The 20,990-nt window shown below is 61.5% G+C and carries 20 protein-coding genes; 6 read left to right on the top strand and 14 right to left on the bottom strand.

What is annotated here, in order from left to right; translation table 11 throughout:
* Window positions 1-158: 158 nt before the first annotated feature.
* Both HX792_RS12640 and HX792_RS12635 read right to left on the bottom strand, forming a co-directional pair.
* The gene (locus HX792_RS12640; RefSeq protein WP_176996431.1) at window positions 159-1,322 is read right to left on the bottom strand and encodes a catalase family protein; all 1,164 of its coding nucleotides are present in this window, start codon (window positions 1,320-1,322) and stop codon (window positions 159-161) included.
* Window positions 1,319-3,130 carry a di-heme-cytochrome C peroxidase gene (locus tag HX792_RS12635; protein ID WP_176996430.1) on the bottom strand — a complete coding sequence of 604 codons (1,812 nt, stop codon included), beginning with the start codon at window positions 3,128-3,130 and terminating at the stop codon, window positions 1,319-1,321. The genes HX792_RS12640 and HX792_RS12635 overlap by 4 nt, the downstream gene beginning before the upstream one ends.
* 247 nt (window positions 3,131-3,377) lie before the next feature.
* Between HX792_RS12635 and HX792_RS12630 the strand changes: the two genes are divergently transcribed.
* From HX792_RS12630 to HX792_RS12615, 4 genes are all read left to right on the top strand, one after another.
* A complete protein-coding gene (locus HX792_RS12630) occupies window positions 3,378-4,118 on the top strand; it encodes an FKBP-type peptidyl-prolyl cis-trans isomerase (protein ID WP_176996429.1) in 741 nt (246 codons plus the stop codon).
* Window positions 4,119-4,542: 424 nt separating this feature from the next.
* Window positions 4,543-4,998 carry a YkvA family protein gene (locus HX792_RS12625; protein WP_176996428.1) on the top strand — a complete coding sequence of 152 codons (456 nt, stop codon included), beginning with the start codon at window positions 4,543-4,545 and terminating at the stop codon, window positions 4,996-4,998.
* Between the two features lie 96 nt (window positions 4,999-5,094).
* Window positions 5,095-5,433: a helix-turn-helix transcriptional regulator gene (locus HX792_RS12620; RefSeq protein WP_176996427.1), complete on the top strand. Its 339-nt coding sequence runs from the start codon at window positions 5,095-5,097 to the stop codon at window positions 5,431-5,433.
* Window positions 5,430-5,801 carry a hypothetical protein gene (locus HX792_RS12615; protein WP_005786715.1) on the top strand — a complete coding sequence of 124 codons (372 nt, stop codon included), beginning with the start codon at window positions 5,430-5,432 and terminating at the stop codon, window positions 5,799-5,801. The genes HX792_RS12620 and HX792_RS12615 overlap by 4 nt, the downstream gene beginning before the upstream one ends.
* Here HX792_RS12615 and HX792_RS12610 read toward each other — a convergent pair.
* Entirely contained in the window at window positions 5,798-7,567 is a 1,770-nt protein-coding gene (locus HX792_RS12610; RefSeq protein WP_176996426.1) for a bifunctional diguanylate cyclase/phosphodiesterase, read from the bottom strand. The genes HX792_RS12615 and HX792_RS12610 overlap by 4 nt on opposite strands.
* 118 nt (window positions 7,568-7,685) lie before the next feature.
* Entirely contained in the window at window positions 7,686-9,767 is a 2,082-nt protein-coding gene (locus HX792_RS12605) for a carboxy terminal-processing peptidase (protein ID WP_176996425.1), read from the bottom strand.
* A gap of 138 nt (window positions 9,768-9,905) precedes the next feature.
* On the opposite strand from HX792_RS12605, the gene HX792_RS12600 reads away from it, so the two are divergent.
* Window positions 9,906-10,868: a zinc-binding dehydrogenase gene (locus tag HX792_RS12600; RefSeq protein ID WP_176996424.1), complete on the top strand. Its 963-nt coding sequence runs from the start codon at window positions 9,906-9,908 to the stop codon at window positions 10,866-10,868.
* 115 nt (window positions 10,869-10,983) lie between these two features.
* On the opposite strand, the gene HX792_RS12595 is transcribed toward HX792_RS12600, so the two are convergent.
* The 6 genes from HX792_RS12595 to HX792_RS12570 all read right to left on the bottom strand — a co-directional run bounded on the left by HX792_RS12595 (window position 10,984) and on the right by HX792_RS12570 (window position 16,335).
* Complete coding sequence (locus HX792_RS12595) at window positions 10,984-11,637, bottom strand: HAD family phosphatase (RefSeq protein ID WP_176996423.1); 654 nt, start codon at window positions 11,635-11,637, stop codon at window positions 10,984-10,986.
* 29 nt (window positions 11,638-11,666) lie between these two features.
* Window positions 11,667-12,656 carry an ABC transporter ATP-binding protein gene (locus HX792_RS12590; RefSeq protein ID WP_176996422.1) on the bottom strand — a complete coding sequence of 330 codons (990 nt, stop codon included), beginning with the start codon at window positions 12,654-12,656 and terminating at the stop codon, window positions 11,667-11,669.
* Window positions 12,653-13,453 carry an ABC transporter permease gene (locus HX792_RS12585; protein ID WP_176996421.1) on the bottom strand — a complete coding sequence of 267 codons (801 nt, stop codon included), beginning with the start codon at window positions 13,451-13,453 and terminating at the stop codon, window positions 12,653-12,655. The genes HX792_RS12590 and HX792_RS12585 overlap by 4 nt, the downstream gene beginning before the upstream one ends.
* Window positions 13,440-14,276, bottom strand: a complete 837-nt coding sequence (locus tag HX792_RS12580) for an ABC transporter permease (RefSeq protein ID WP_371319350.1) — start codon at window positions 14,274-14,276, stop codon at window positions 13,440-13,442. Before HX792_RS12580 ends, HX792_RS12585 begins: the two co-directional genes overlap by 14 nt.
* Window positions 14,273-15,079 (bottom strand): alkaline phosphatase family protein, encoded by an 807-nt coding sequence (locus HX792_RS12575; protein ID WP_176996419.1) that lies wholly within the window; start codon window positions 15,077-15,079, stop codon window positions 14,273-14,275. Before HX792_RS12575 ends, HX792_RS12580 begins: the two co-directional genes overlap by 4 nt.
* A 179-nt stretch (window positions 15,080-15,258) precedes the next feature.
* Window positions 15,259-16,335, bottom strand: coding sequence for an ABC transporter substrate-binding protein (locus HX792_RS12570; protein ID WP_071496158.1), 1,077 nt, complete (start codon window positions 16,333-16,335; stop codon window positions 15,259-15,261).
* Window positions 16,336-16,686: 351 nt separating this feature from the next.
* Between HX792_RS12570 and HX792_RS12565 the strand changes: the two genes are divergently transcribed.
* Window positions 16,687-17,400 carry a UTRA domain-containing protein gene (locus HX792_RS12565; protein ID WP_176996418.1) on the top strand — a complete coding sequence of 238 codons (714 nt, stop codon included), beginning with the start codon at window positions 16,687-16,689 and terminating at the stop codon, window positions 17,398-17,400.
* A 102-nt stretch (window positions 17,401-17,502) separates the two neighbouring features.
* Here the strand turns inward: HX792_RS12565 and HX792_RS12560 are convergent, their stop codons facing one another.
* The 4 genes from HX792_RS12560 to HX792_RS12545 are packed head-to-tail and all read right to left on the bottom strand — an operon-like array spanning window position 17,503 to window position 20,976.
* Complete coding sequence (locus HX792_RS12560; protein WP_176996417.1) at window positions 17,503-18,417, bottom strand: metal ABC transporter solute-binding protein, Zn/Mn family; 915 nt, start codon at window positions 18,415-18,417, stop codon at window positions 17,503-17,505.
* On the bottom strand, window positions 18,417-19,316 hold the full coding sequence (locus HX792_RS12555; protein ID WP_176996416.1) for a metal ABC transporter permease: 900 nt from the start codon (window positions 19,314-19,316) through the stop codon (window positions 18,417-18,419). The genes HX792_RS12560 and HX792_RS12555 overlap by 1 nt, the downstream gene beginning before the upstream one ends.
* A complete protein-coding gene (locus tag HX792_RS12550; protein WP_176996415.1) occupies window positions 19,313-20,059 on the bottom strand; it encodes a metal ABC transporter ATP-binding protein in 747 nt (248 codons plus the stop codon). The genes HX792_RS12555 and HX792_RS12550 overlap by 4 nt, the downstream gene beginning before the upstream one ends.
* Window positions 20,056-20,976 (bottom strand): metal ABC transporter substrate-binding protein, encoded by a 921-nt coding sequence (locus tag HX792_RS12545; RefSeq protein WP_176996414.1) that lies wholly within the window; start codon window positions 20,974-20,976, stop codon window positions 20,056-20,058. The genes HX792_RS12550 and HX792_RS12545 overlap by 4 nt, the downstream gene beginning before the upstream one ends.
* Window positions 20,977-20,990: the final 14 nt, after the last annotated feature.

Genomic DNA, 20,990 nt, shown 5'->3' with positions numbered 1-20,990 from the left:
GCCGAGTGGTGGGGCAAGAGCCCTTTTGGTTACTTTTGGGGCTCTTTTCCAAAAGTGACCCGCCGTAAGGGCGGAACCCTAAGTCGCCGTTACCTAAATAACGGATATGCACTTGATCCATGTCGCCCGTTATACCGTCATCGCCGGCAAGCCGGCTCCTACAGGTTGCGGCTGTGGCGGTAGTCGCTGATCGCTTCGTAGACCGCTTTGCGCAAGCGGTTGATCCCGCCGATAGGGCGATGGGCTTGCACCCCGAACCAGGGGTTGAACGACTGGTTGTCGCACGCGAGGTTCAGTGCTGGCGTATCAAAATCCTGCGGCGGGATTTTCACCTTGGCCACGGTTTCATACGCCGCGTCGCTTTCCTTCCACTCGATGCTGGTGTCTTCGATCGGCATGAATTTCTGCGGGTTCTGGCGCTGGATCTGCAACACGAAACAGGCCGGCACGCGGTCGGTGGAGAGCTGTTGATTCAAGGCGCTACGCAGGAAGTTCGGCAGGTCCTGGTTCTGTTTGGGCAGCACGTATTCCGGGCAGCTTTGCGGGTCGGGTGCGACACGGAACTTGGCATTGGCCGTGCCGAACTTGTAGGGCGAAACCGAAAAGTACGTGGTCTGCGTCGGGCTGGCCGGCGCGGGTGCCAGTGTGGCCAGGGCGATGAACAGGTGCCGCACCTGCCAGCTGCGTGGATCAAGTTTGGGGAAGAACGCCAGGACCTTCTTGCCGTTGGCCTGGGCGCCGATGTTTTGCGCGTACTCCGCCACGTCACTGACAAAGAAGTTCGGGTGGCTGAACATCACGAAGTCCTGCTCCGTGCGCGCTTGCTGGTCGGCCATCAGCTGTTTGCCCGGTACATCGAGCAGCTTGATCGCCATGCCCCGCGCATCGCGGATGCTGTCGAACTGCGGGTAGGCGTTGCCGTTGGACAGCCGCATCATCGCTTGCCAGGTCTTGCCGGGCTCGGCGAACACACCCTGGCGCAATGCGGGGTCGAGGTTTGCCAGTACGCTGACTTCAGCCTTCACGCAACCGTGGGCCTTGGCGTGGGCGTCGCGCAGGTAGCGCGTGCCTTCGCGGTGCTGGTCGACGATGCGTACGGCGGTCTGGATGATGCCCTGGGTCATCGCCGCTTCACCCGCCGGGATCTGCTCGTTGGGCGACACCGGGCCGCTGTGTTGCCAGGCAAACCAGGTCGTGGCAGCCAGCCAGCCGAGCAGCCCGAGGCCGACCAGCCACAGAATGGTCTTGCCGAGAAACCGGCCCAGGCGCAGCCAGAGGCGGGCGAGCAGGGAGCGTTCGTTGTATTGCGATCGGATAATCATGGCAGTTGTTGCTCCAGCGGGCCGCCCAGCACTTTGAGGTATTCCAGCAGCGCCCAGCGCTCCTGCGGTTGCAGGCCACGGCCGATGACGCCGTTGCCCCGTTGGCCGGCGCGGAATTCATGGCCGCTGTTGTGGTTGCCGGTGATTTTGGTGTCGAACAGGAAGGCGTTCTTGAACGCGTCGGTCTGGAAGCCCAGGTGGCGAGGGTCGTAGTCGAAGGTGCCTTTATAGAAGGTGGTGCTGCGCTCGTCCTGGGGCGAGAGCAATTGGTAGATCGTCGGCACCGAGCCGTTATGCAGGAACGGCGGGGTCGCCCAGACACCGGCCAGCGGGCGAGCCTTATAGGCGCGCAGTTCACGCACGCCGATGGGCAGGCCGTAGCCGTCCAGGCGTGGGCGTTCGGCTGGCGTTACGCCGGCGGCGCGGTAGGCGTGGTCTTCGACGAAGGCGGTGACGTAGGCCAGGCCCTTGGCCACCGACATTTTTTTCAGGTCCAGCGGCTCGGTCGGGGTGGGGTGCAGCTCGACATTCAGCTTGGCCAATTCGGCCGGGTCCCACTGCAACGCACTGAGGTCATAGCGTTGGTCGGCGATGTTGCTGGCAGTGCCGGGGTCGGTGCCGATGTAGTCCACGGGCAGCATTTTCAGTTGCTGCACCGGACGGCCATTTTCCTGGGTGACGCTGGGCACGTGGCAGCCGGCGCAGTTCTCGGCGAACAGGGCGCGGCCCTGGGCGGCCAGCGGCTTGTCGATGGCACCGAACAAGTCTTCGGGCCAGGTCGGTGGCTTGAGGCGTTGCAGGGTTTCTTCGATCAGGTTGAGGTCACGTACCCTAACGCTGGAGGGGTAACGCGCATCGCCTTGCAGCGGTTGACCGGCGCCGTCGAAGAACTGCAGCGTGGCCCCCACGCCAAGGGCTTCGCCGATATTGCGCGCCATGGGCTGCTGGGCCGAGCCGTTCCATTGCACCCAGTCGAAGGTCCAGATGTCCCACAAATGCGGGTAGTCCACTGGCGCGTTGGCGACACGGTAGTTGTCCGGGGAAATGGCGTCGCCGAAGCTGGCGTTGGCGATGCGGCCAAACGCGTCGGTACGGCCCGGGCCTTCTTCGGTGGGGTAGAGGCCGCGATGGGTGTCGTTCCAGGCGACCTTGAGGAACTGGTTCAGCGACTGCTTGAAGTCCTGGCGCAGCTGTTTTTTGCTGTCATCGTCGTAATGTGTGCCGAGCACGGTGCGCGCAAAACGCTCGAACTTCCACGGGTTGTAGTAGGTGGCAGCGAGGCTGGCGACAAGGGCCTGGCCGAAGCTGCCGCCGCGCAGGGTCGGTACGCTGGAGGGCAGCACGTGCTGGGCCGAGCCGCCGTCGATGCGCAGGGCCTGGCCTTTGAAATGCAATTCACCGGTATGGCAGGCGGCGCAGGTGATGTCCAGGTACTCGACGTTGCTGCCGGCATTCTGATGACGGGCGAACCCGACGGGCAGGTTGCCGGGGTTTTGCGTGGTGGGAACCTGTTTGGGGTCCACCAGGAAACCGAAGCGTGCAAGGTACTCCGGCGTGGCAAAACGCGCGTCCGAAAATGGCAGTTCGAGGGCCGTGAACCAATCGTAATGCAGGCCTTTTACCTGGGTGCCCTGGGGCGTGAAGTAGTAGGTCTGACGGTCGGCGGCACTCCATTGATCCTGGTAGTGCACCTGCTCCACGGGTGTGTAATCCGGGAGTTTGGGGTTCACGGTGTAATAGAGCACCACGGCCAGGGCGATGCCGAGCAGGGCAAATATCAGGAGTAAAACACGGGAAAAAATGCGCAAGATAACTATCCTTGTCGAGTTGTAGCGTTGTTATGCCATCACGTCACAGGTGCGGCAAGTGGCCATGAGCCTGGTGGCGTGTGGTCCCGCGATCCGTCGCGGGCCTCCATAATGAATGAAAATGCTTTTAAACACGTGAACTTATCAGAAGTTTCCCGCTCACATGCCGGTAGCCATTGGTCGTGGCCGCCTGATAAGCTCGCGACTTTATTCGAATGCCCTATTGGCGCATGAACAAGGAAATAGCATGAAACAGCATCGGTTGGCGGCGGCGGTGGCCCTGGTTAGCCTGGTACTTGCGGGTTGTGATTCGCAGACCAGCGTAGAGCTGAAAACCCCGGCGCAGAAAGCTTCCTACGGCATCGGCCTGAACATGGGCAAAAGCCTTGCTCAAGAAGGCATGGATGACCTGGACTCCAAAGCGGTAGCCCAAGGCATCGAAGATGCCGTTGGCAAGAAAGAACAGAAGCTGAAAGACGAAGAACTGGTTGAAGCGTTTGCCGCACTGCAAAAGCGTGCTGAAGAACGCATGACCAAGATGAGTGAAGAGTCGGCAGCCGCCGGCAAGAAATTCCTCGAAGACAACGCCAAGAAAGACGGCGTCGTCACCACCGCTTCCGGTCTGCAGTACAAGATCGTGAAGAAATCCGATGGCGCCCAGCCTAAGCCAACCGACGTCGTGACTGTTCACTACACCGGCAAGCTTACCAACGGCACCACCTTTGACAGCTCCGAAGACCGTGGCAGCCCGATTGACCTGCCGGTCAGCGGTGTGATCCCGGGTTGGGTCGAAGGCCTGCAACTGATGCACGTCGGTGAAGAAGCCGAACTGTACATCCCGTCTGACCTGGCCTACGGTGCCCAGAGCCCGAGCCCGGCGATCCCTGCCAACTCGGTACTGGTGTTCAACCTGAAGCTGTTGGCCATCAAGGACCCAGCCAAGGCTGACGCTCCTGAAGCCCCTGCTGCCCCGGCTGCCAAGAAGTAACCAGCGCCTGAGCACACACAACGCCCCGTTTCGACGGGGCGTTGTTGTTTCTGCGGTGTAGTGAGCGGGCTTGCCCCGCGCTGGGGGGCGAAGCCGCCCCAATCCGGGCGCTGCGGTATTTCAGAAAGACTCAGGAGCCTGGATTTGGATCGGTGTCGCCCCCCAGCGCGGGGCAAGCCCGCTCACTACAGATCCAAACGAACGTCCGGGGCCGGTGGGAGTCTGATATAAGACTCGAGCACGGGTAGTCGCAGATCAGCGCCAAGTCAATGAAATCTTGGGTTTTTTTATGTGCGCAAAAAATGCCCGATCTGACTGCAAGCCTTGCAGGTCGTGGCTTTCAGCCGAAAAAACCGGCTCTGTTCACAAGGTTATCCACAATTTGTGTGGATAACATTTTATGTCGCCTGGAACGGGAGTGACGATGAAAGCACCCTTCAATTTCACCCGCTTCCTGCCCATGGCCGCGCGCCTGCTGGGGCGGGGGCGTCTGCCAACCCTGCTGTTTGCGGTCGCCGCCAAAGGTTCGAGCCAGGGCAACCGGCTGGGCAAGCTCAAGGACGATCTCAAGCTGCTCCAGGCCCTGTGCCTGGCCTACTGGCGCGGCGAGTACCGGGCGATCAGTCCCAAGGCGCTGATCTCGGTGGTGGCCGGGCTGATGTACTTCTTGAGCCCGATTGATGCGATCCCTGACTTCATCCCGGTGTTCGGCATGCTCGACGACATCGCGGTGCTGGCCTGGGTCATGAAGACCCTGGACGGCGAGCTGAGCGCCTTTCGCGCCTGGCGCGATGCCCAGCGCCCGGAAAAACTGGCGGTGGTTGAGCGCTTACCCGCGACGCCGGCACTGCTGGCAAAGGAAAAACCGCAAAAAAACTGACAACGCGGCTATCCCCCTGCGACCTTTGTGGCTGTTAGGATTACACTTCTAAGGAAAGAACTTACTTAGTAAGTGTTGTTATCCTACGGGGCAGTCATGGATATTCAGATAATTTCACGCAATGGCGAACCCGAATACGCGGTGTTGCCATGGGATCAGTACCAGGCGCTACTAAAAGCCGCCGGTCAACCGACACCCACCCAGGCTTCTTCCCCTGCTGTCACCCCCGCTCCCGACAGGGACCTGCGCCCGCTCGCAGACCTGCGCGGCCTGCGTGAAGCCAAAGGGCTGGCCATCGAGGCCTTGGCCCGTACCGTGGGCATCAGCCCCTCTTATCTAGGATTGATTGAAAGTGGTGAGCGCCAGCCGGATGCCGCTATTCGCCGCAGCCTGGCCTGGGAATTGGGCGTTGCAGGTTGGAGGGATGAATCTTGAGCCTACGTATCAGCCGTCAACACTGGGATGGGTTACTCAACGAACTGGACCAGGCGCGCCGCCAGCGCCATCTGCTGACCTACCGCGCGCTGCTGGAGCGCCTGCAATTTCCCACGCCGGCCATGCAAACCCTGGCGGCGGCCCTGGAACATCTGGCGGCGCTGGATGCCAAGGCCGAGCAGCCGCTGCGCAGCTCGCTGGTGATCAGCCAGGGCGCTAGCCGCCTGCCGCGTACCGGCTTCTTTGAGTGTGTGGAGCGCCTGGGGCGCTTCAGCGGGCCATCCGATGGCGTGGCCGCTGCGTCCTGGCACGCCTCGGAGGTGGTGCGGGTGTTCGAGTACGAGTATCCGGAATCGGCCGAGGCCTAAAGCGGTTGGGGCAGCATGTCCATGCTGTCGATCACATGGATGCTGTAGCCGGCCACGTCCTTGGCATGGTGCTTGGCCTGGGAGGCCAATTCTGCCAGTTGGCTGGCATCGAGTTGTCCACAGGCCTGTGGATAGAGATGCACCACGCCAATCGATAGCGACAACAGGGCAAACTCCTGCCGCACGCCCTGGCGGTTCAATGCCACGAAGCAACCGGCATCCAGGTGTTCGGCACGGTAGAACCGCCGACACTGGGTGTGGAAATCATCCAGCAGCTGGTTGAGCCGCTTGCGCCAGTCCTGCGGACCCAGCACCAGCAGAAAATCATCGCCGCCGATATGCCCGACAAAGTCGCGGCTGGGGTCTACCCGATCATTCAGGCATTGCGCCAGGCACAACAACACTTCATCCCCACGCCCATAACCGTAGATGTCGTTGAACGGCTTGAAGCTGTCTATATCCACGTAGCAGATCACCGACTCGCGCTGTTGCTGCAGCAAGCGTGTGAGGCATTGCTGGATCGGCACGTTGCCGGGCAACAAGGTCAGCGGGTTGGCGTAGCGCGCTTGCTGGATCTTCAGTTCGGTGATCAGCTTGAGCACGTCAATCACCCGGCCCAGGCCCAGATAATCCCCGTTCAAGGTGATGATGAAATCTTCTTCGATGCGCTGTCGCGCACGGCTGGTGAGCAGGCGACTGACTTGCTGCAGCGACTGGCTCAGCTCCACGGCAAGAAAGTCATTGCTCATCAGACGGCTGATCGGCTTGCGTGCGAACAGGTCGGTGGCAAAGGGCTTGAGCAGGGCGTCAGACAACGAATGCCGGTGCACGATACCCACCGGGTGGCCGCGCCCGTCCAGCACCGCCAGCGAGTTGAGGTTGGCCTGGCGGCGGAACGATTCCAGCACCTGCGCGGTGGCAGTGTCCTGGTCGACCGCAGGTTGCTCGTTGAGCAGGGCGCTGAGGTCGCTGCCTTCTTCGTTGAGGGCGATGTTGGCGTTATCCTGTTTGGGCAGCATGGTCCGCACCTCCTGCGGCGGGTGCTCCTGGGGGCGGCAAAGCAAGTAGCCTTGAACGAGGTCGACGCCCATCTCCGTGAGCACCGCCAACTCTTCCGGTAGCTCGATGCCCTCGGCAATCACCTGGGCGCGAGACGCCTTGGCGATCTGCAGGATAGAACCGACAAACTCACGCTTGAGCGCATCCTGATGGATGCCGTCGATAAAGTGCCGGTCGATCTTCACATAATCCGGGCGCAGCTCCGACCATAACCGCAAGCTGGAATAGCCGGCGCCCAAGTCATCCAGAGCAATCGCAAAGCCCATGTCACGGTAGTGGTGCAAGGCGGTCTGCAGCAGGTCGAAATCGTCGGTCGGCGTCTGCTCGGTAAGCTCAATCACGACTTGGCTGGGTGGAATGCCGAAGTCACGCAGCAATTGCAATGTGCGGCCCGGTTGATGGGCCGTTTCCATCAGGGATTCCGGCGAGATGTTCAGGAACAGCTTGCCCGGCAATTTCTGCTCGCTGAAGCGTCGGCAGGCACTCTCGCGGCAGGCGATCTCCAGCTCACTGAGGCGCCCGGCGTGGCTGGCCACCGAGAACAGCGCGACGGGGGAGTGCAGCGGGCTGTTGGACGGGCCACGGCTCAAGGCCTCGTAGCCGAGGATGCGCCTCTCGGACAGGCAGATGATCGGTTGGAACAGGCTGTGCAAACTGCCTTGAGCCAGGATTGAGCTCAGGGCATTCAGCTGTTCGGTCATGGTCATGGCGATCTCGATCGAAAAAAAAGGACCGCAGGCTTAACGCCTGCGGTCCTTCATTTCACGACAGAATGATGTCTATATGATGACACTCCGGGGAGTGTTCACATTAAATTGCCATCATTTACTGCTTGGCAACCTGCTTGGAGATCTTGAGGTAGTCCAGCAGGATGCGACCGGTTTCCGCCAGGTAGGCGTCATCTTCCGGCTTGGTTTTTTCCGGCTCGGCCGGCAGTGCATCTTCATCTTCTTTCTTCAGCTCTTTGAGCGGGTCTTCACCCTTGGCCTTGCGGCGGGTGTTTTCCAGCACAAGCTGCTGATTCTCGATGGAGGTGTGCTGCGCACGACGGTCCGCTTCGTTGAGGCTGACGGTTTTTTCTTCCATCAGCTTCTTGGCCAGGGCCAGTTTGTCGCGGATAAACACGAACTCGGCATCCTTGGCGGAACGCGCATCGTGGTCAGCCTTCAACTGCGTCAGGAACGGTTTGAACGGGTCCGACGCCGGCTTGATCGCAGGACGGATAGTGTCCCACGGCATGGCTTCGGGCAGGGCGCTCTCGCCGATTTCCTTGGTGTCGATGATCGACGGGAAGTCGATATCCGGCAGTACGCCCTGATGCTGGGTGCTCTGCCCGGAAACCCGATAGAACTTGGCCAACGTCAACTTAAGCTCGCCATGGTTCAGCGGCTGGATGGTCTGCACGGTGCCTTTGCCGAAGGTCTGGCCACCGATGATCAGCGCACGGTGATAGTCCTGCATGGCGCCGGCGAAAATCTCCGAAGCCGATGCCGAGAGGCGGTTGACCAGCAACGCCATCGGCCCTTTGTAGAAGGCGCCCGGGTTTTCGTCTTCGAGCACGTCGACACGGCCGTCAGCGTTGCGTACCAACACGGTCGGGCCCTTGTCGATAAACAGGCTGGTCAGCTCGGTGGCTTCCTGCAGGGAACCGCCGCCGTTGTTGCGCAGGTCGATGACCACGCCGTCGACTTTTTCCTTCTGCAGCTCAGTCAGGATTTTTTTCACGTCGCGGGTGGTGGACTTGTAGTCCGGGTCGCCAGCGCGGAAGGCCTTGAAGTCCAGGTAGAAGGCCGGGATTTCAATCACGCCCAGCTTGTAGTCCTTGCCATCCTGCTTGAGGTTGAGGACTTTCTTCTGCACGGCCTGGTCTTCGAGCTTCACCGCTTCACGGGTGATGGACACGATCTTGCTGGTCTGGTCGTTCGGCGCATTGGTGTGCGGAATCACTTCCAGGCGCACCACGCTGCCTTTCGGCCCACGGATCAGCTTGACCACTTCGTCCAGGCGCCAGCCGACCACGTCGACCATCTCTTTGTCGGCCTGGGCCACGCCGATGATCTTGTCAGCCGGCGCGACTTGCTTGGTCTTGTCTGCCGGACCTGCCGGCACCAGGCGCACAATCTTCACCTGGTCGTTGTCGCTTTGCAGTACGGCACCGATGCCTTCCAGCGACAGACTCATATTGATATCGAAATTTTCCGCGTTATCTGGCGACAGATAATTGGTGTGCGGGTCGTAGGACATCGCGAAGGTGTTGATGTAGGCCTGGAAGATGTCTTCGGCTCGGGTCTGGTCCAGGCGCGCCAGTTGGTTCTTGTAGCGCTTGGTCAGCAGTTCCTGGATGGCCTTTGGCTCTTTGCCGGCGATCTTCAGGCGCAGCACTTCGTCCTTGACGCGTTTGCGCCACAGGTCGTCTAGGGCGGCGGTGCTGGTCAGCCAAGGGGCGTCCTTGCGGTCCACCAGAAGGGTTTCCTTCTGGGTGAAGTCGAGCTTGTCGACGCCTTTGTCCAATTCGGCCAGCGCGAAGTCCAGACGCGCTTTTACGCGGTCCAGGTAACGCTTGTAGATGGTGAAACCGGGCTGCAGGTCGCCGCTCTTGAGGAAGTCGTCGAACTGCGTCTTCCACTTGTCGAACTCAGCGATATCGCTGGCCAGGAAGTAGCTGCGCGACGGGTCCAGCAGCTTGAGGTAGCTGTCGTAGATGATCACCGAGCGAGCGTCGTCCAAAGGCGGCTTGCTGTAGTGATGGCGCTTGAGCAACTCGACGACGTTAAGGCTGGCAATCACCTCATCGCGATCCGGCTGAAGGTTGTCCCAGCTGTTGGCTGCGAACGTATTGGTCGACATCGACGCAAAGCCGAGACCAATGAAAAGAGCGAGGGCGGTGCTTGGGAACAAATGCTTCATGCTGATTCGACGCGGGGGCAATTGATAACGCATATTAGGCCGTCTTTGAGGGAGCCGGTTCCATATGGTCCGGTCGCATAATGCAAAAAGCCCGGCGCTACAGCTACGGGCTCAGTCCAGACTCACTATGGAGGCACTGTGAAAGCATTGCAAGGCGTTGACGGTCACGTGGAGTGGTTGGATGAACCCCGTCCTACCTGCGATGTAGGCCAAGTTCGCATTCGTGTGGCGGCTGCGGGCCTCAATCGCGCCGATTTATTACAGCGTGCGGGGCTCTATCCTCCGCCCCCGGGCGCCAGTCACGTGCTGGGCCTGGAGTGTTCCGGGGTGATCAGCGAAGTCGGCCCGGGTTCATCCTGGCAGGTCGGCGACCGCGTGTGTGCGCTGCTGGCCGGTGGCGGCATGGCCGAGGAGGTGGTGGTGGACGCACGCCACGTACTGCCGGTGCCAGAGGGCTTGTCGCTGCTCGAAGCGGCGGCCCTGCCTGAGGTGTACAGCACCGCGTGGCTCAACCTGTTCCAGCTGGCGGGGCTCAAGCCCGGTGAGAAGGTGTTGTTGCATGCCGGCGCCAGCGGCGTGGGCTCTGCGGCGATCCAGCTGTGCAAGGCGTTTGGCAGCCCGTGCTGGGTCAGTGTCGGCTCGGCAGAGCGCCTGGCCTATTGCGAAGCGCTGGGCGCCCAGGGCGGTGTGGTGCGTACCGATGGCATCGAAGGTTTGCGGGATTTCGGGCCGTTCGACGTGATCCTCGACCCCGTCGGCGGTGACTATGCGGCGCTGGACCTCAAGCTGCTGGCCCTGGACGGTCGCTGGGTGTTGATCGGCCTGATGGGCGGCCGCGAGGCCAAGCTGGACCTGGCCCAGGTGCTGGGCAAGCGCGTGCAACTGCTGGGCTCGACCCTGCGCAGTCGCAGCGATCAGTTCAAGGCAGACCTGTTCAGTGACCTCAGCCAGCACGTGTGGCCGCTGTTTGTCGAAGGGCGTTTGCGCCCGCAATTGGCCAAGACCTTCCCGATCAAGGACGCCGAGGCGGCGTTTGCGGAGCTGGCGACCAACCAGATTTCCGGGAAGCTGGTGTTGGTCATCGACGAAAGCCTGACCTGAAACACACCCCTGTAGGAGCCGGCTTGCCGGCGATTGCGGTGTATCAATGAAGAATGTTTCATCTGACACACTGCTATCGCCGGCAAGCCGGCTCCTACAGGGTTAGGGTTTAAATTCAGACCCAGTGGTGGATCGGCCAGCCGGCCTTTTCCGCGTGCTCGCGCAGTACCGGATCCGGGTTCACCACCTGCGGGTACTCCACCTTGCTCAGCAATGGTAAGTCATTGCGCGAATCCGAATAGAAATACGCGCCGTCCAACGTCTCGCCTTCCTGTTCCAGCCATTCCAGCAAGCGGGTGATCTTGCCTTCGCGGTAAGTCAGTACGCCCACGGTCTGGCCGCTGTACACGCCATGGCTGACGTCCAGATCGATCCCCAGCACTTCGTCGATGCCGATGCGCGCGGCAATCGGCTTGACCAAATGCGTGCCCGACGCCGAAATCACCAGGATCCGGTCGCCATTGGCCCGGTGGCGCGCGATGGTCTTGGTGGCATCGCTGTAGATCAGCGGCTCGATCACGTCCTCGACCCACGGCTCCACCAGGTGTTCGATTTCTTCCGGTGTGCGGCCAATCATCGGCTCCAGGCTGAAGGTCATGAAGTCTTCCATCAGCAGCTTGCCCTGGCTGTAGGCGTCCATCAGTTCGTTGTTCTTGCGCATGAACGACTCGGGGTCGACCCAGCCCAGGCGGCCCATCTGCTCGCTCCACAGGGTGGCGCAGTCACCGTGGATGAGGGTGTCGTCCAGATCAAAAATTACCAATGCCATCGGTCACGCTCTCTCAATCAATCGTTGCATCAGGCTACTTCACACAAGGCACTTGGGTCGATGGACAGTGCCAGGCGTTGCCCGTCCGGGTGCAGGTCGTCGGCCGAACGGTTGAGCACGTCCACCACCAACTCCACGCCGCGCGCCTCGATGCGATAGCGGATTACGTTGCCCAGCAGGCTATGGCTGCGCACCAGCGCGTCGAGTTCGCCGCTGCGGCTCAGCTCGATGGCTTCCGGGCGAATGGCGATGCGGCTGTTGATCGGGCGTTGCAGCAGTTGAGTGGCCTTGTCGGCGTCCAGCAGGTTGTAGTTGCCGATAAAGCCCGCCGCGAACACATCCACCGGGGCGGTGTAGAGGGTTTCGGCGTCGCCGCTCTGCACGATCTTGCCCTGGTTCATCAGAAAGATCCGGTCAGACATGGTCAGGGCTTCTTCCTGGTCGTGGGTCACGAAGATGGTGGTCAGCCCCAGTTCACGCTGGATGTGGCGGATCTGTTCGCGCAGGTGCTTGCGAATCCTTGCATCCAGCGCCGACAGCGGTTCATCGAGCAGCAGCAGGCGTGGGCGGGTGACCAGCGAGCGGGCGAGGGCCACGCGTTGGCATTGGCCACCGGACATCTGGTGCGGGTAGCGGCCGGCCAGGTCCTTGAGTTCGACCAGTTGCAGCACTTCCTGCACGCGCTTGTGGCTGTCGTCGGCGTTGACCTTTTGCATGCGCAGGCCAAAGGCGACGTTCTGTTCCACGGTCATGTTGGGGAACAGCGCGTAGCTCTGGAACACCATGCCGATGTGTCGTTTCTGCGGGCTGAGCGGAACAATGTCTTGGCCATCCAGCAGGATTTTTCCGCTGTCCACCGGCGTGAGGCCGGCGATGCAACGCAGCAGGGTGGACTTGCCGCAACCGGACGGGCCGAGCAGGGTGACGAATTCGCCCTTGGCGATTTCGCAGTTGATGTCGCTGAACACCGGGGTGCCGGCGTAGCCTTTTTGCAAATGTTGGACGCTGACGAAGCTCATTGGCTTTTGTCCTTGTTCAAGATATTGGCGGCCCAGGTCAGCACCAGCACAAAGAAGAAATAGGAAATGACGACGGCACTGGTGAAGTGGCCGCTGCTGTTGCGCATATTGTTGAGGTACACCTGCAGGGTCTCGTAGCGGGTGCCTACCAGGATGTTGGCGAACACGAACTCGCCGAACAGGAACGAGAACGACAGCAGCAGGGCAACCATCAGGCCTTTGCGCAGGTTGGGCAGCACCACCAGGATCGCGGCCTGCCAGGTGCTGGCGCCGAGCAGTTGGGAGGCGTCCATCAGGTCACGCAGGTTGATGGCTTGCAGGTTGTTGGTGATCGCGCGGTACATGAACGGCAGCGCCACGGTGAAGTAGCAACCGATCAATATCCACGGCGTGCCCACCATCGCTAACGGCCCGGAGCCGTACAGTTGCAGCAGGCCTACCGACGACACTACCGGCGGCACCGCGAAGGGCAGCAGGATCAGGATGTTCATCAAGGCGTCGAGCCTGGGGAAGTGGTAATGCACTACGAACAGCAGCGGCAAAATCAACACCACTGACAGAATCAGCGCACCCACGCACACCAGCAGCGACTGGCCGAAGGCGGCCAGGAAGCGCGGGTCGCTCCACAGTTGCACATACCATTTCACGGTAAAGCCGGCCGGCAGCACGGTGGCCGACCAACTGCTCGCAATGGAGTAGACAAAGGTGCCCACCAGCGGCAATACCAGGATCAGGAACAACAGGTACACCACTACCCGATGGTAGAGGGTGGCCGGGCCGGCTTCAGCGCGAGACATGGTAGCTCCTCTTGAGCAGCAGTTGATGGACCACGGTGACCACGGTCATCAGCGCCACCAGCACCACGGCCAGGGCGCTGGCCATGTTCGGGTCCAGTGACACGTCGCCGGAGACCAGGCCCGCGATGCGGATCGGCAGTACGTTGAAATTGCCGGTGGTCAGTGCATACACCGTGGCGTAGGCGCCCAGCGCGTTCGCCAGCAGGATCACGAAGGTGCCCAGCAGCGCAGGCGTGAGCACCGGCAAGCCGATATGCCGCCAGAACTGCCAGCCATTGGCGCCCAGCAGGGCAGCCGACTCGCGCCAGTCTTCACGCAGTGCATCGAAGGCCGGGTACAGCAGCAACACACCGAGGGGAATCTGGAAGTAGGTGTACAGGATGATCAAGCCGGTTTTGGAATACAGGTTGAAGTCCTGGATGATCCCGGCCTGCTTGAGCATCAGGGTGATGCTGCCGTTGAACCCCAGCAGGATGATGAACGCGAACGCCAGGGGCACGCCGGCAAAGTTGCTGGTCATGTTGGCGAAGGCGGTGACGAAATTGCGCAGCGGCGAATCCACCCGGCGCAGGGAGTAGCTGCCCAGCGTGGCGATGATGATGCCGAAGACACTGGAATAGAAGCTGATCTCCAGGCTGAACTGGATGGCTTGCAGGTAGAACTTCGAGCTGAAGATGCGCGTGAAGTTTTCCAGGCCCCAACCGGCTTCCTCGGTTTGCAGGCTGTTGATCAGCACCCACACCAGCGGGGCAATTTCGAACACGATAAAGAACAGCGCGAACGGCACCAGGCACAGCAGCGCCAGCCATTTACCACGGGTCATTTCAACAGCTCCCGGCATACAGGTTTGTCGTGGGGCACGCCCAGCAATTCGCAGACGGTGCCGCACAGTTCGGTCTGCCGGGGCGCGGCATTGGCCTCCAGGCTGAAGGCATCGCCAAGGACGAACAACGGCACTTCGCGCTCTTCCGGCAGCAGGCCGTTGTGGGAGCGGTCGCTGTTCATGCCATGGTCGGCCGTCACCAGCACCTGGTAGCCGGCGTCGAGCCAGCCTTGCAGGTAGTCGGCGAGGATGATGTCGGCCGAGCGTGCGCTGTTGCGGTACTGCGGCGTGTCGAGGCCGTGCTTGTGCCCGGCGTCGTCGATGTTCATCGGGTGCACCACCAGGAAGTTCGGCGCGTGTTTGCGGCGCAGGCTTTCGGCATCGGCGAACAGGTGGGAATCGGGGTAGTGGTCATTCCAGTAGAAATGCCCGTGCTGGATCGCCAGCGCCTTGTCGTCGGTATGACGATCACGGGCGGCGATAAAGGGCGTGCGGTTATACAACTCGCTGACCCAGTGGTAGGCCGCCGCCGCTGTGGTGAGGCCGGCGTCGGTGGCGTAATGGAAAATGCTGCGTTGGTTGGACAGGCGCGAAACATGGTTGTGCACGATACCGCTCTGGATCGGTGGCACGCCGGTCAGGATGCATTCATACAACGGGCGGGACAGGGCGGGCAGTTCACATTCCAGCTTGTAGAGCGCTGCGCGTCCTGCGCCGACATAGGCCTGCAAGTGCCCCATGGCGTGCCGCGCAACCTCGAAGTTCAGGCCGTCGAGCACGACAAGGATGACATTGTGCTTCATGGGGGCTGGAGCTCCGCAACAGGTGGTTTGACTCAAATTCTCTGGCGTAACCGGGTCAAAATGTGGGAGCTGGCTTGCCTGCGATAGCGGCGTATCAGTCGACATAGAGGCTGAATGTCAGACCGCTATCGCAGGCAAGCCAGCTCCCACACCGGCCGCATTTCAGGCAGTGAGCCTGATTACTTCATTTCTACGATGACTTGCTCGTTCCACAGCTGAGGCAGCTTCTTGGAAGTCGCTTCCCAGGCATCGGCATCCTTGATCGGCTGCGGATTGGCCTTGGTGTACTGCTCGCCCGGGATCAGGTTCTTGGCGATATCGGCCGGCAGTTTCAGGTCGGTTTCAGCACGGATAGGACGCGCATTGCCCTTGGCCAGGTTGAGTTGGCCGGCATCACTGAAGATGTATTCGCGGGTCAGCTTGGCGGCGTTCGGGTGCTTGGCGTATTTGTTGATGATGGTGGTGTAGCCGGACTTCACCGAACCGTCCGATGGGATCAGCACCACGTAGTCATCCGGGTTGGCCATCTTGGCCTTGTAGCTCAGGCCGTTGAAGTCCCAGACCACGCCCACTTCGACTTCGCCTTTTTCCATGGTGGCGATGGTCGGGTTGGACAGCGAGAGACGGCCTTGCTGGGCGATCTTGGTGAAGAACTGCAGGCCTGGGGCGATGTTCTTTTCGTCGCCTTTATTGGCGATGGCGGCGGCCAGTACGCCGTTGGCCGCCTGGGCCGCGGTGCTCACGTCACCGATTGAGACCTTGTATTTGCCTTTTTGCAGGTCAGCCCAGCTGGTGGGCACTTCCGAACCGTGCAGCAGCTTCTTGTTGACGATAAAGGCGATGGTGCCGGTGTAGGCCAGCGCCCAGTGACCGTCCTTGTCTTTTGCCCAATCCGGCACCTGGGCCCAGGTGGACGGTTTGTACGGCTGGGTCACATCTTGCTTCACCGCAATCGGACCGAACGCTGCGCCCACGTCGCCGATGTCGGCGCTGGCGTTGTCTTTTTCAGCCTTGAACTTGGCGATTTCCTGGGCCGAACTCATGTCGGTGTCGATGTGCTTGAGGCCGTAGGTCTTGGCCAGGTCTTCCCAGGTGCCTTTCCAGTTGGCCCAGTCATCGGGCATGCCGACGCTGTTGACGGCGCCTTCCGCTTTCGCGGCAGCTTCCAGGGTTTTCAAATCGGTATCAGCAGCCATGGCGGCGGTGCACATGGCAATGGTCGAGCCTAACAGTGATGCCAGGAAAAGCTGTTTCATCCGAAGCTCCTTTGGGCGTTTTCAACGCTGCGTTTTTGTCGACGTTTGCGGTGGTGTTGGTCTAGGTCAGCAATACCTGAGCCAATCTAGGCGTGCCTGATGACAGTTTCATGTCGATGTCGTTTTTAAATCGCGGATGTCGCTCGTCGCAGAGTTAGCGTAGACCATGCCCAAATGCCCGCAGGCACTCGACTTGGCCGATGTATTGCAGAGTGTGGGGCAGGGGCGTGAGAGGGGCTGTCATCTGTCGGTCATCTGTAATGCCTAGGCTGGCAGGCAACAGCTCAAGCCCTGATAGAGCGCGGTTTGTGCACCGAAGCGGTGCTGGTCTAGTCCAGATAGGTAACATTGATGCGTGATGAGGCAATCAAGGCGGTGACATCCATCGGCCTGGCGCTGCAAGAGCAGATCGACCATGGCCTGTTGCCGCCTGCGAGTAAATTGCCCGCCGAGCGAAAGCTCAGCGAGTTGTTTGGTACCACTCGCATTACGGTGCGGGAAGCCTTGTTACAGCTGGAGGCCCAGGGGCAGATCTATCGCGAGGAGCGCCGCGGCTGGTTTGTCTCGCCACCCCGGCTGGCCTATAACCTGATGCAGCGCAGCCACTTTCACGCGATGGTCAGCGACCAGGGGCGGGTGCCGTCCACCGAGGTGATTTCCGCGCGGCTGCAGCCGGCGTCGGCAGCGGTGTGTGCGTGGTTGCAGTTGCCGGCATTGTCCAGCGTGATCCAGGTGTGCCGGGGCCGGCGCATTGATGGGCGTTTAGTGCTGTATGTGGAGCACTACCTCAACCCGCAGTATTTTCCGGGGATTCTGGAGTGCGACCTGAATCAGTCGATGACCGAACTCTATGCCCGTCAATATGACTTGCACTACGGGCGGGTGCGTTTTGAAATTGTGCCGACGTCTCTGCCCGTGGAAGCCGCCGCCGCGTTGCGCGTGTCGGTGGGCAGCCCGGGCTTGCGCATTGCCCGGGTCAATTACGATCAGCATCAGCGCTTGATCGACTGCGATCTGGAGTTCTGGCGGCATGACGCCATCCACGTCGGTGTCGACGTCGCTTAATCACGCCACATTCCCTGTAGGAGCCGGCTTGCCGGCGATGAGGCCTTCAGATTTGGCGGCGATGTTAGGGACGCCATCGCCGGCAAGCCGGCTCCTACAAGGTTAAGGTGTCAGGGCTTTGATCAGTGAGTCGGTGTTGGTGGTGAGTTCCTCCACCGGGTCTGCGCCGTCTACGTTCAAGACCAGTAATTGCGAGCCGCCTGCCTCGATGGCCGCCTTCACCGCCTCACTCGGCTGTCGATGGTGCAACACCACCGCCACGTCGTTCTCCTTCAATTCGGCACTGAGCTTTTGCAAGGCCTCGGGCGTCCAGTCGGCGTCCGGCCGTGCATCTGTGCTCACTAATTCCAGGTTCAGGCTGCTGACCAGGTAGGCGAAATGATCGCTCAAACTGACCACCGTGAGGTTGTCCGCCTTGGCCAGCCGCGCTTCGCTGTCTGCGGTGAGCTTGAGCAGGCGTTGCTTGAGGGCGGCGAGGTTGGCGTCGATCGTGGGCTTGGCGTCGGGCGCCAGGCGGCTGAGGTCGGCGGCGAGCACGTCGGCCATACGCCCCAGGTTGTTGCTCGATTGCCACGGCTGGCTGTTCAGGCCATCGGTGCTGCCGGGTTGCACGGCAATGCCCGGCAAACCGCCGTCCACCGGGCGTGCGGCATCCACTTCGACGATGCGGATATTGCTGCGCCGCGCCACCGGGTACAGCGGGTCATCCGCCCACAGCGAACGCAAGCCAATGGCGGCGTCGGCGTCCTGCGCCAGCTTGCTCAGCGCCGGTGCGCCACGGCCGGTGAAATAGGACACTTGCCGCGAACCGGGCAGGTTGGCCGGGGCGGCGCGTTCGAGCTGTACGGCGGTGCCTTTGAGCAGCACTTCAGCCAGGCCATAGGTGATAGGCAACGAGGCCAGTACCTTGACGGGTTTTGCCGCTTGGGCAACCGGTTTGGCCGCCTCAGCCGCCATCAGTGGCGTGGTGAACAAACAAGCGATGGCCAGGGCCATAGGATGAAGAATGGAGCGCATTATCCAAGATTCCCTTTGAGGCTGGGCACGGTGCCGCGCGCAATGGCGGCAAAGGCGAAGGCGATACCGGCCACGAGGATGATCGCGGCACCGGACGGGATGGGCAGGTCGAAGATGATCGGCAGCAGGATCCCGCACAGCGTGCTGACCGTGGCAATGATCACCGAGATCCAGAAGAAACCCTTGAGCGACTGGCTCAGCAGGCGCGCGGCGGCGGCGGGGATGACCAGCAGGGCGCCCACCAGGATCGCGCCGATGACCTTGACCGCCGCCACGGTGATCAACGTCACCAGGATCACAAACAGATAATCCAGGGTTTTCACTGCCACCCCGCGCACCGCCGCCAGTTGCGGATTGAAGCTGGCAAGCATGATGCGGTTGTACAGCGGCAACGCCAACGCCATGACCAGCGAGCCAACAACCGCCAGCACCAGCAGATCGTTGCCATTCACCGTCAACACCGAACCGAACAGTACGTTCTCCAGAATATGCACGTTGATCTTGCCCGCCAGGATCAGCAGCAGGCTGGCGCCCAGGGCCAGGGACACCGAGAGGAACACGCCGATCAAGGTGTCGGGCGCCAACCCGGTGCGGTTGCGCAGGTAGTTGAGCAGGATGCCGAACAGCAGGCAGTACCCGAACAGGGCGCCATAGGGCCCGGTGTAGGGTTCACCCAGCAGGATGCCGACGGCCACGCCGGTGAGTGCCGCGTGGCCGACCGCTTCGGAGAAAAACGCAAAGCGCTTGACCACCACCAACGTACCCAGGCCGCCCAGTACCGGGCCGATCAGCAGGCCGGCGAGCAGGGCGTTGACCACAAAACCATAGGCCAGCGCTTCCGGCAGGTATCCGGAAGAAGCCCAGCCCTGGACCATCAGGCGAAACGCTTCATAACTCATTGCACCGGGCTCCGAGGGTGGGTGGAGAACAGGGTCAGCAGGCGGTCCGGGGTCAACGCTTCCTTCGGCGTAGCGTCGAACAGCACGCGACGGTTCAGGCCGGTGACGCGATCGGCCAGGCGGCCCACGGCTTCCAGGTCATGCTCGATCCACAACACGGTGATGCCGGCCAGGCGCCAGTCATTGAGCAGGCGTTCGAACACCTGGATCCCTGCCTCGTCGAGTGCCGACATCGGCTCATCCAGTACCAGCAGTTGCGGCGCCGGGATCAAGCCCTGGGCCAGCAGCACGCGCTGGCGTTCACCGCCAGACAGCGCGCCCATGCGGCGTTTGCGCTTGTCCTGCATGCCGACACGCTCCAGCGCATCGCCAATCGCCCCGGCGTAGTGCCGCGATAGCCCGAGAAATGCCGGGCGGCGCTGGCACATGGCGGCCATGAAGTCGTCGACGGTCATGGGTAGGCCCCGGTCAAACTCCAGCGCCTGGGGCACGTAGCCGATGGTGCCGGGCGTAGTCGGCCAGTGCAGGCGCAGTTGGCCCTGATGCGGCGTCTGCCCCAGCAGGGTCTTGATCAGCGAGCTTTTGCCGCCGCCGTTCGGGCCCACCAACGCATGGATGCTGCCGGGCTGTACCTGGAATTTCACGCCGTCCAGGATGGTGGTGCGGCCCAGGGTCAGCGACACCGCGTCGAAGTCGAGGGTCGGGCCAACGCTGGCCACGCTCAGGTGTTCGGCCGCGGTCATGAGCCTGACTCCTGGATGGCCCGCACCACCGTGTTGAGGTTGCCGGTCATCTCCACTTCGTACTTTTCAGGGGTGTATTCGCCGTAGGAGATATGCGAAAGCGGGTACAGCTTGACCCCCGACTCACGCTGGATGGTGTCGACATAGGTGGACGGGAAATCCATCTCCGAGAAGATCACCTTCACATCCAGGGCGCGCAGTTCGTCGATGGTCTTTTTCAGCTGGCTGGGGCTGGGCTCGATGCCGTGGGCCGGTTCGACCACGGCCGTCACTTCCAGGCCAAACTCGCGCAGCAGGTAATCGTAGGCCGCGTGCACGGTGGCCACACGCAGGTCCGGGTTCGGCGCGCTGGTCAACTTGGCCAGTGCATCGGCGCGCATCTGGCGCAGGCGTTTGCCGTAGGCGCGGGCGTTCTGGGTGTAGGTCTTGGCGTTGTCCGGGTCGAGCTTGCCCAGTTCGCGGGCGATGTTGTTCACCTGGGCAATCGAGGCACTGATCGACAAAAAGGTGTGCGGGTTGACCACCTTGCCTGCGCCACGCGCCGCGTTACCGGTGGCCGCCAGCAACGGCACGTTGGCGTTGGCTTCGATCACCGGGATGTCCGGACGCTCGCTGGTGGCGATCATGCGGTCGGCGAAGTCGTCATGGCCGACGCCGTTTAGCACGATCACGTCCAGGGTGCCGATGCGCTTGATGTCTTCGGCGCGCGGTTCGTAGGCATGGGGGTTGAAGCCGGCCGGGATCAACGGCACCACGTCGGCCTTGTCGCCGACGATATTGGCCACGTAGCTGTAATAAGGGTGCAGGGTGATGCCGATTCGCAGGCGCTTGGCCGCCTCGGCGTTCGCCAGGGGGGTGAGCATCAGGCTGATAAGGCCGACCAGCAACAGACGCAACAACGGGGATGAAATGGACATGGGCACTCGGTCTT

Source organism: Pseudomonas sp. B6002, assembly GCF_013385985.1.
GTDB lineage: Bacteria > Pseudomonadota > Gammaproteobacteria > Pseudomonadales > Pseudomonadaceae > Aquipseudomonas.
This window is presented reverse-complemented; position numbering and strand designations above follow the sequence as displayed.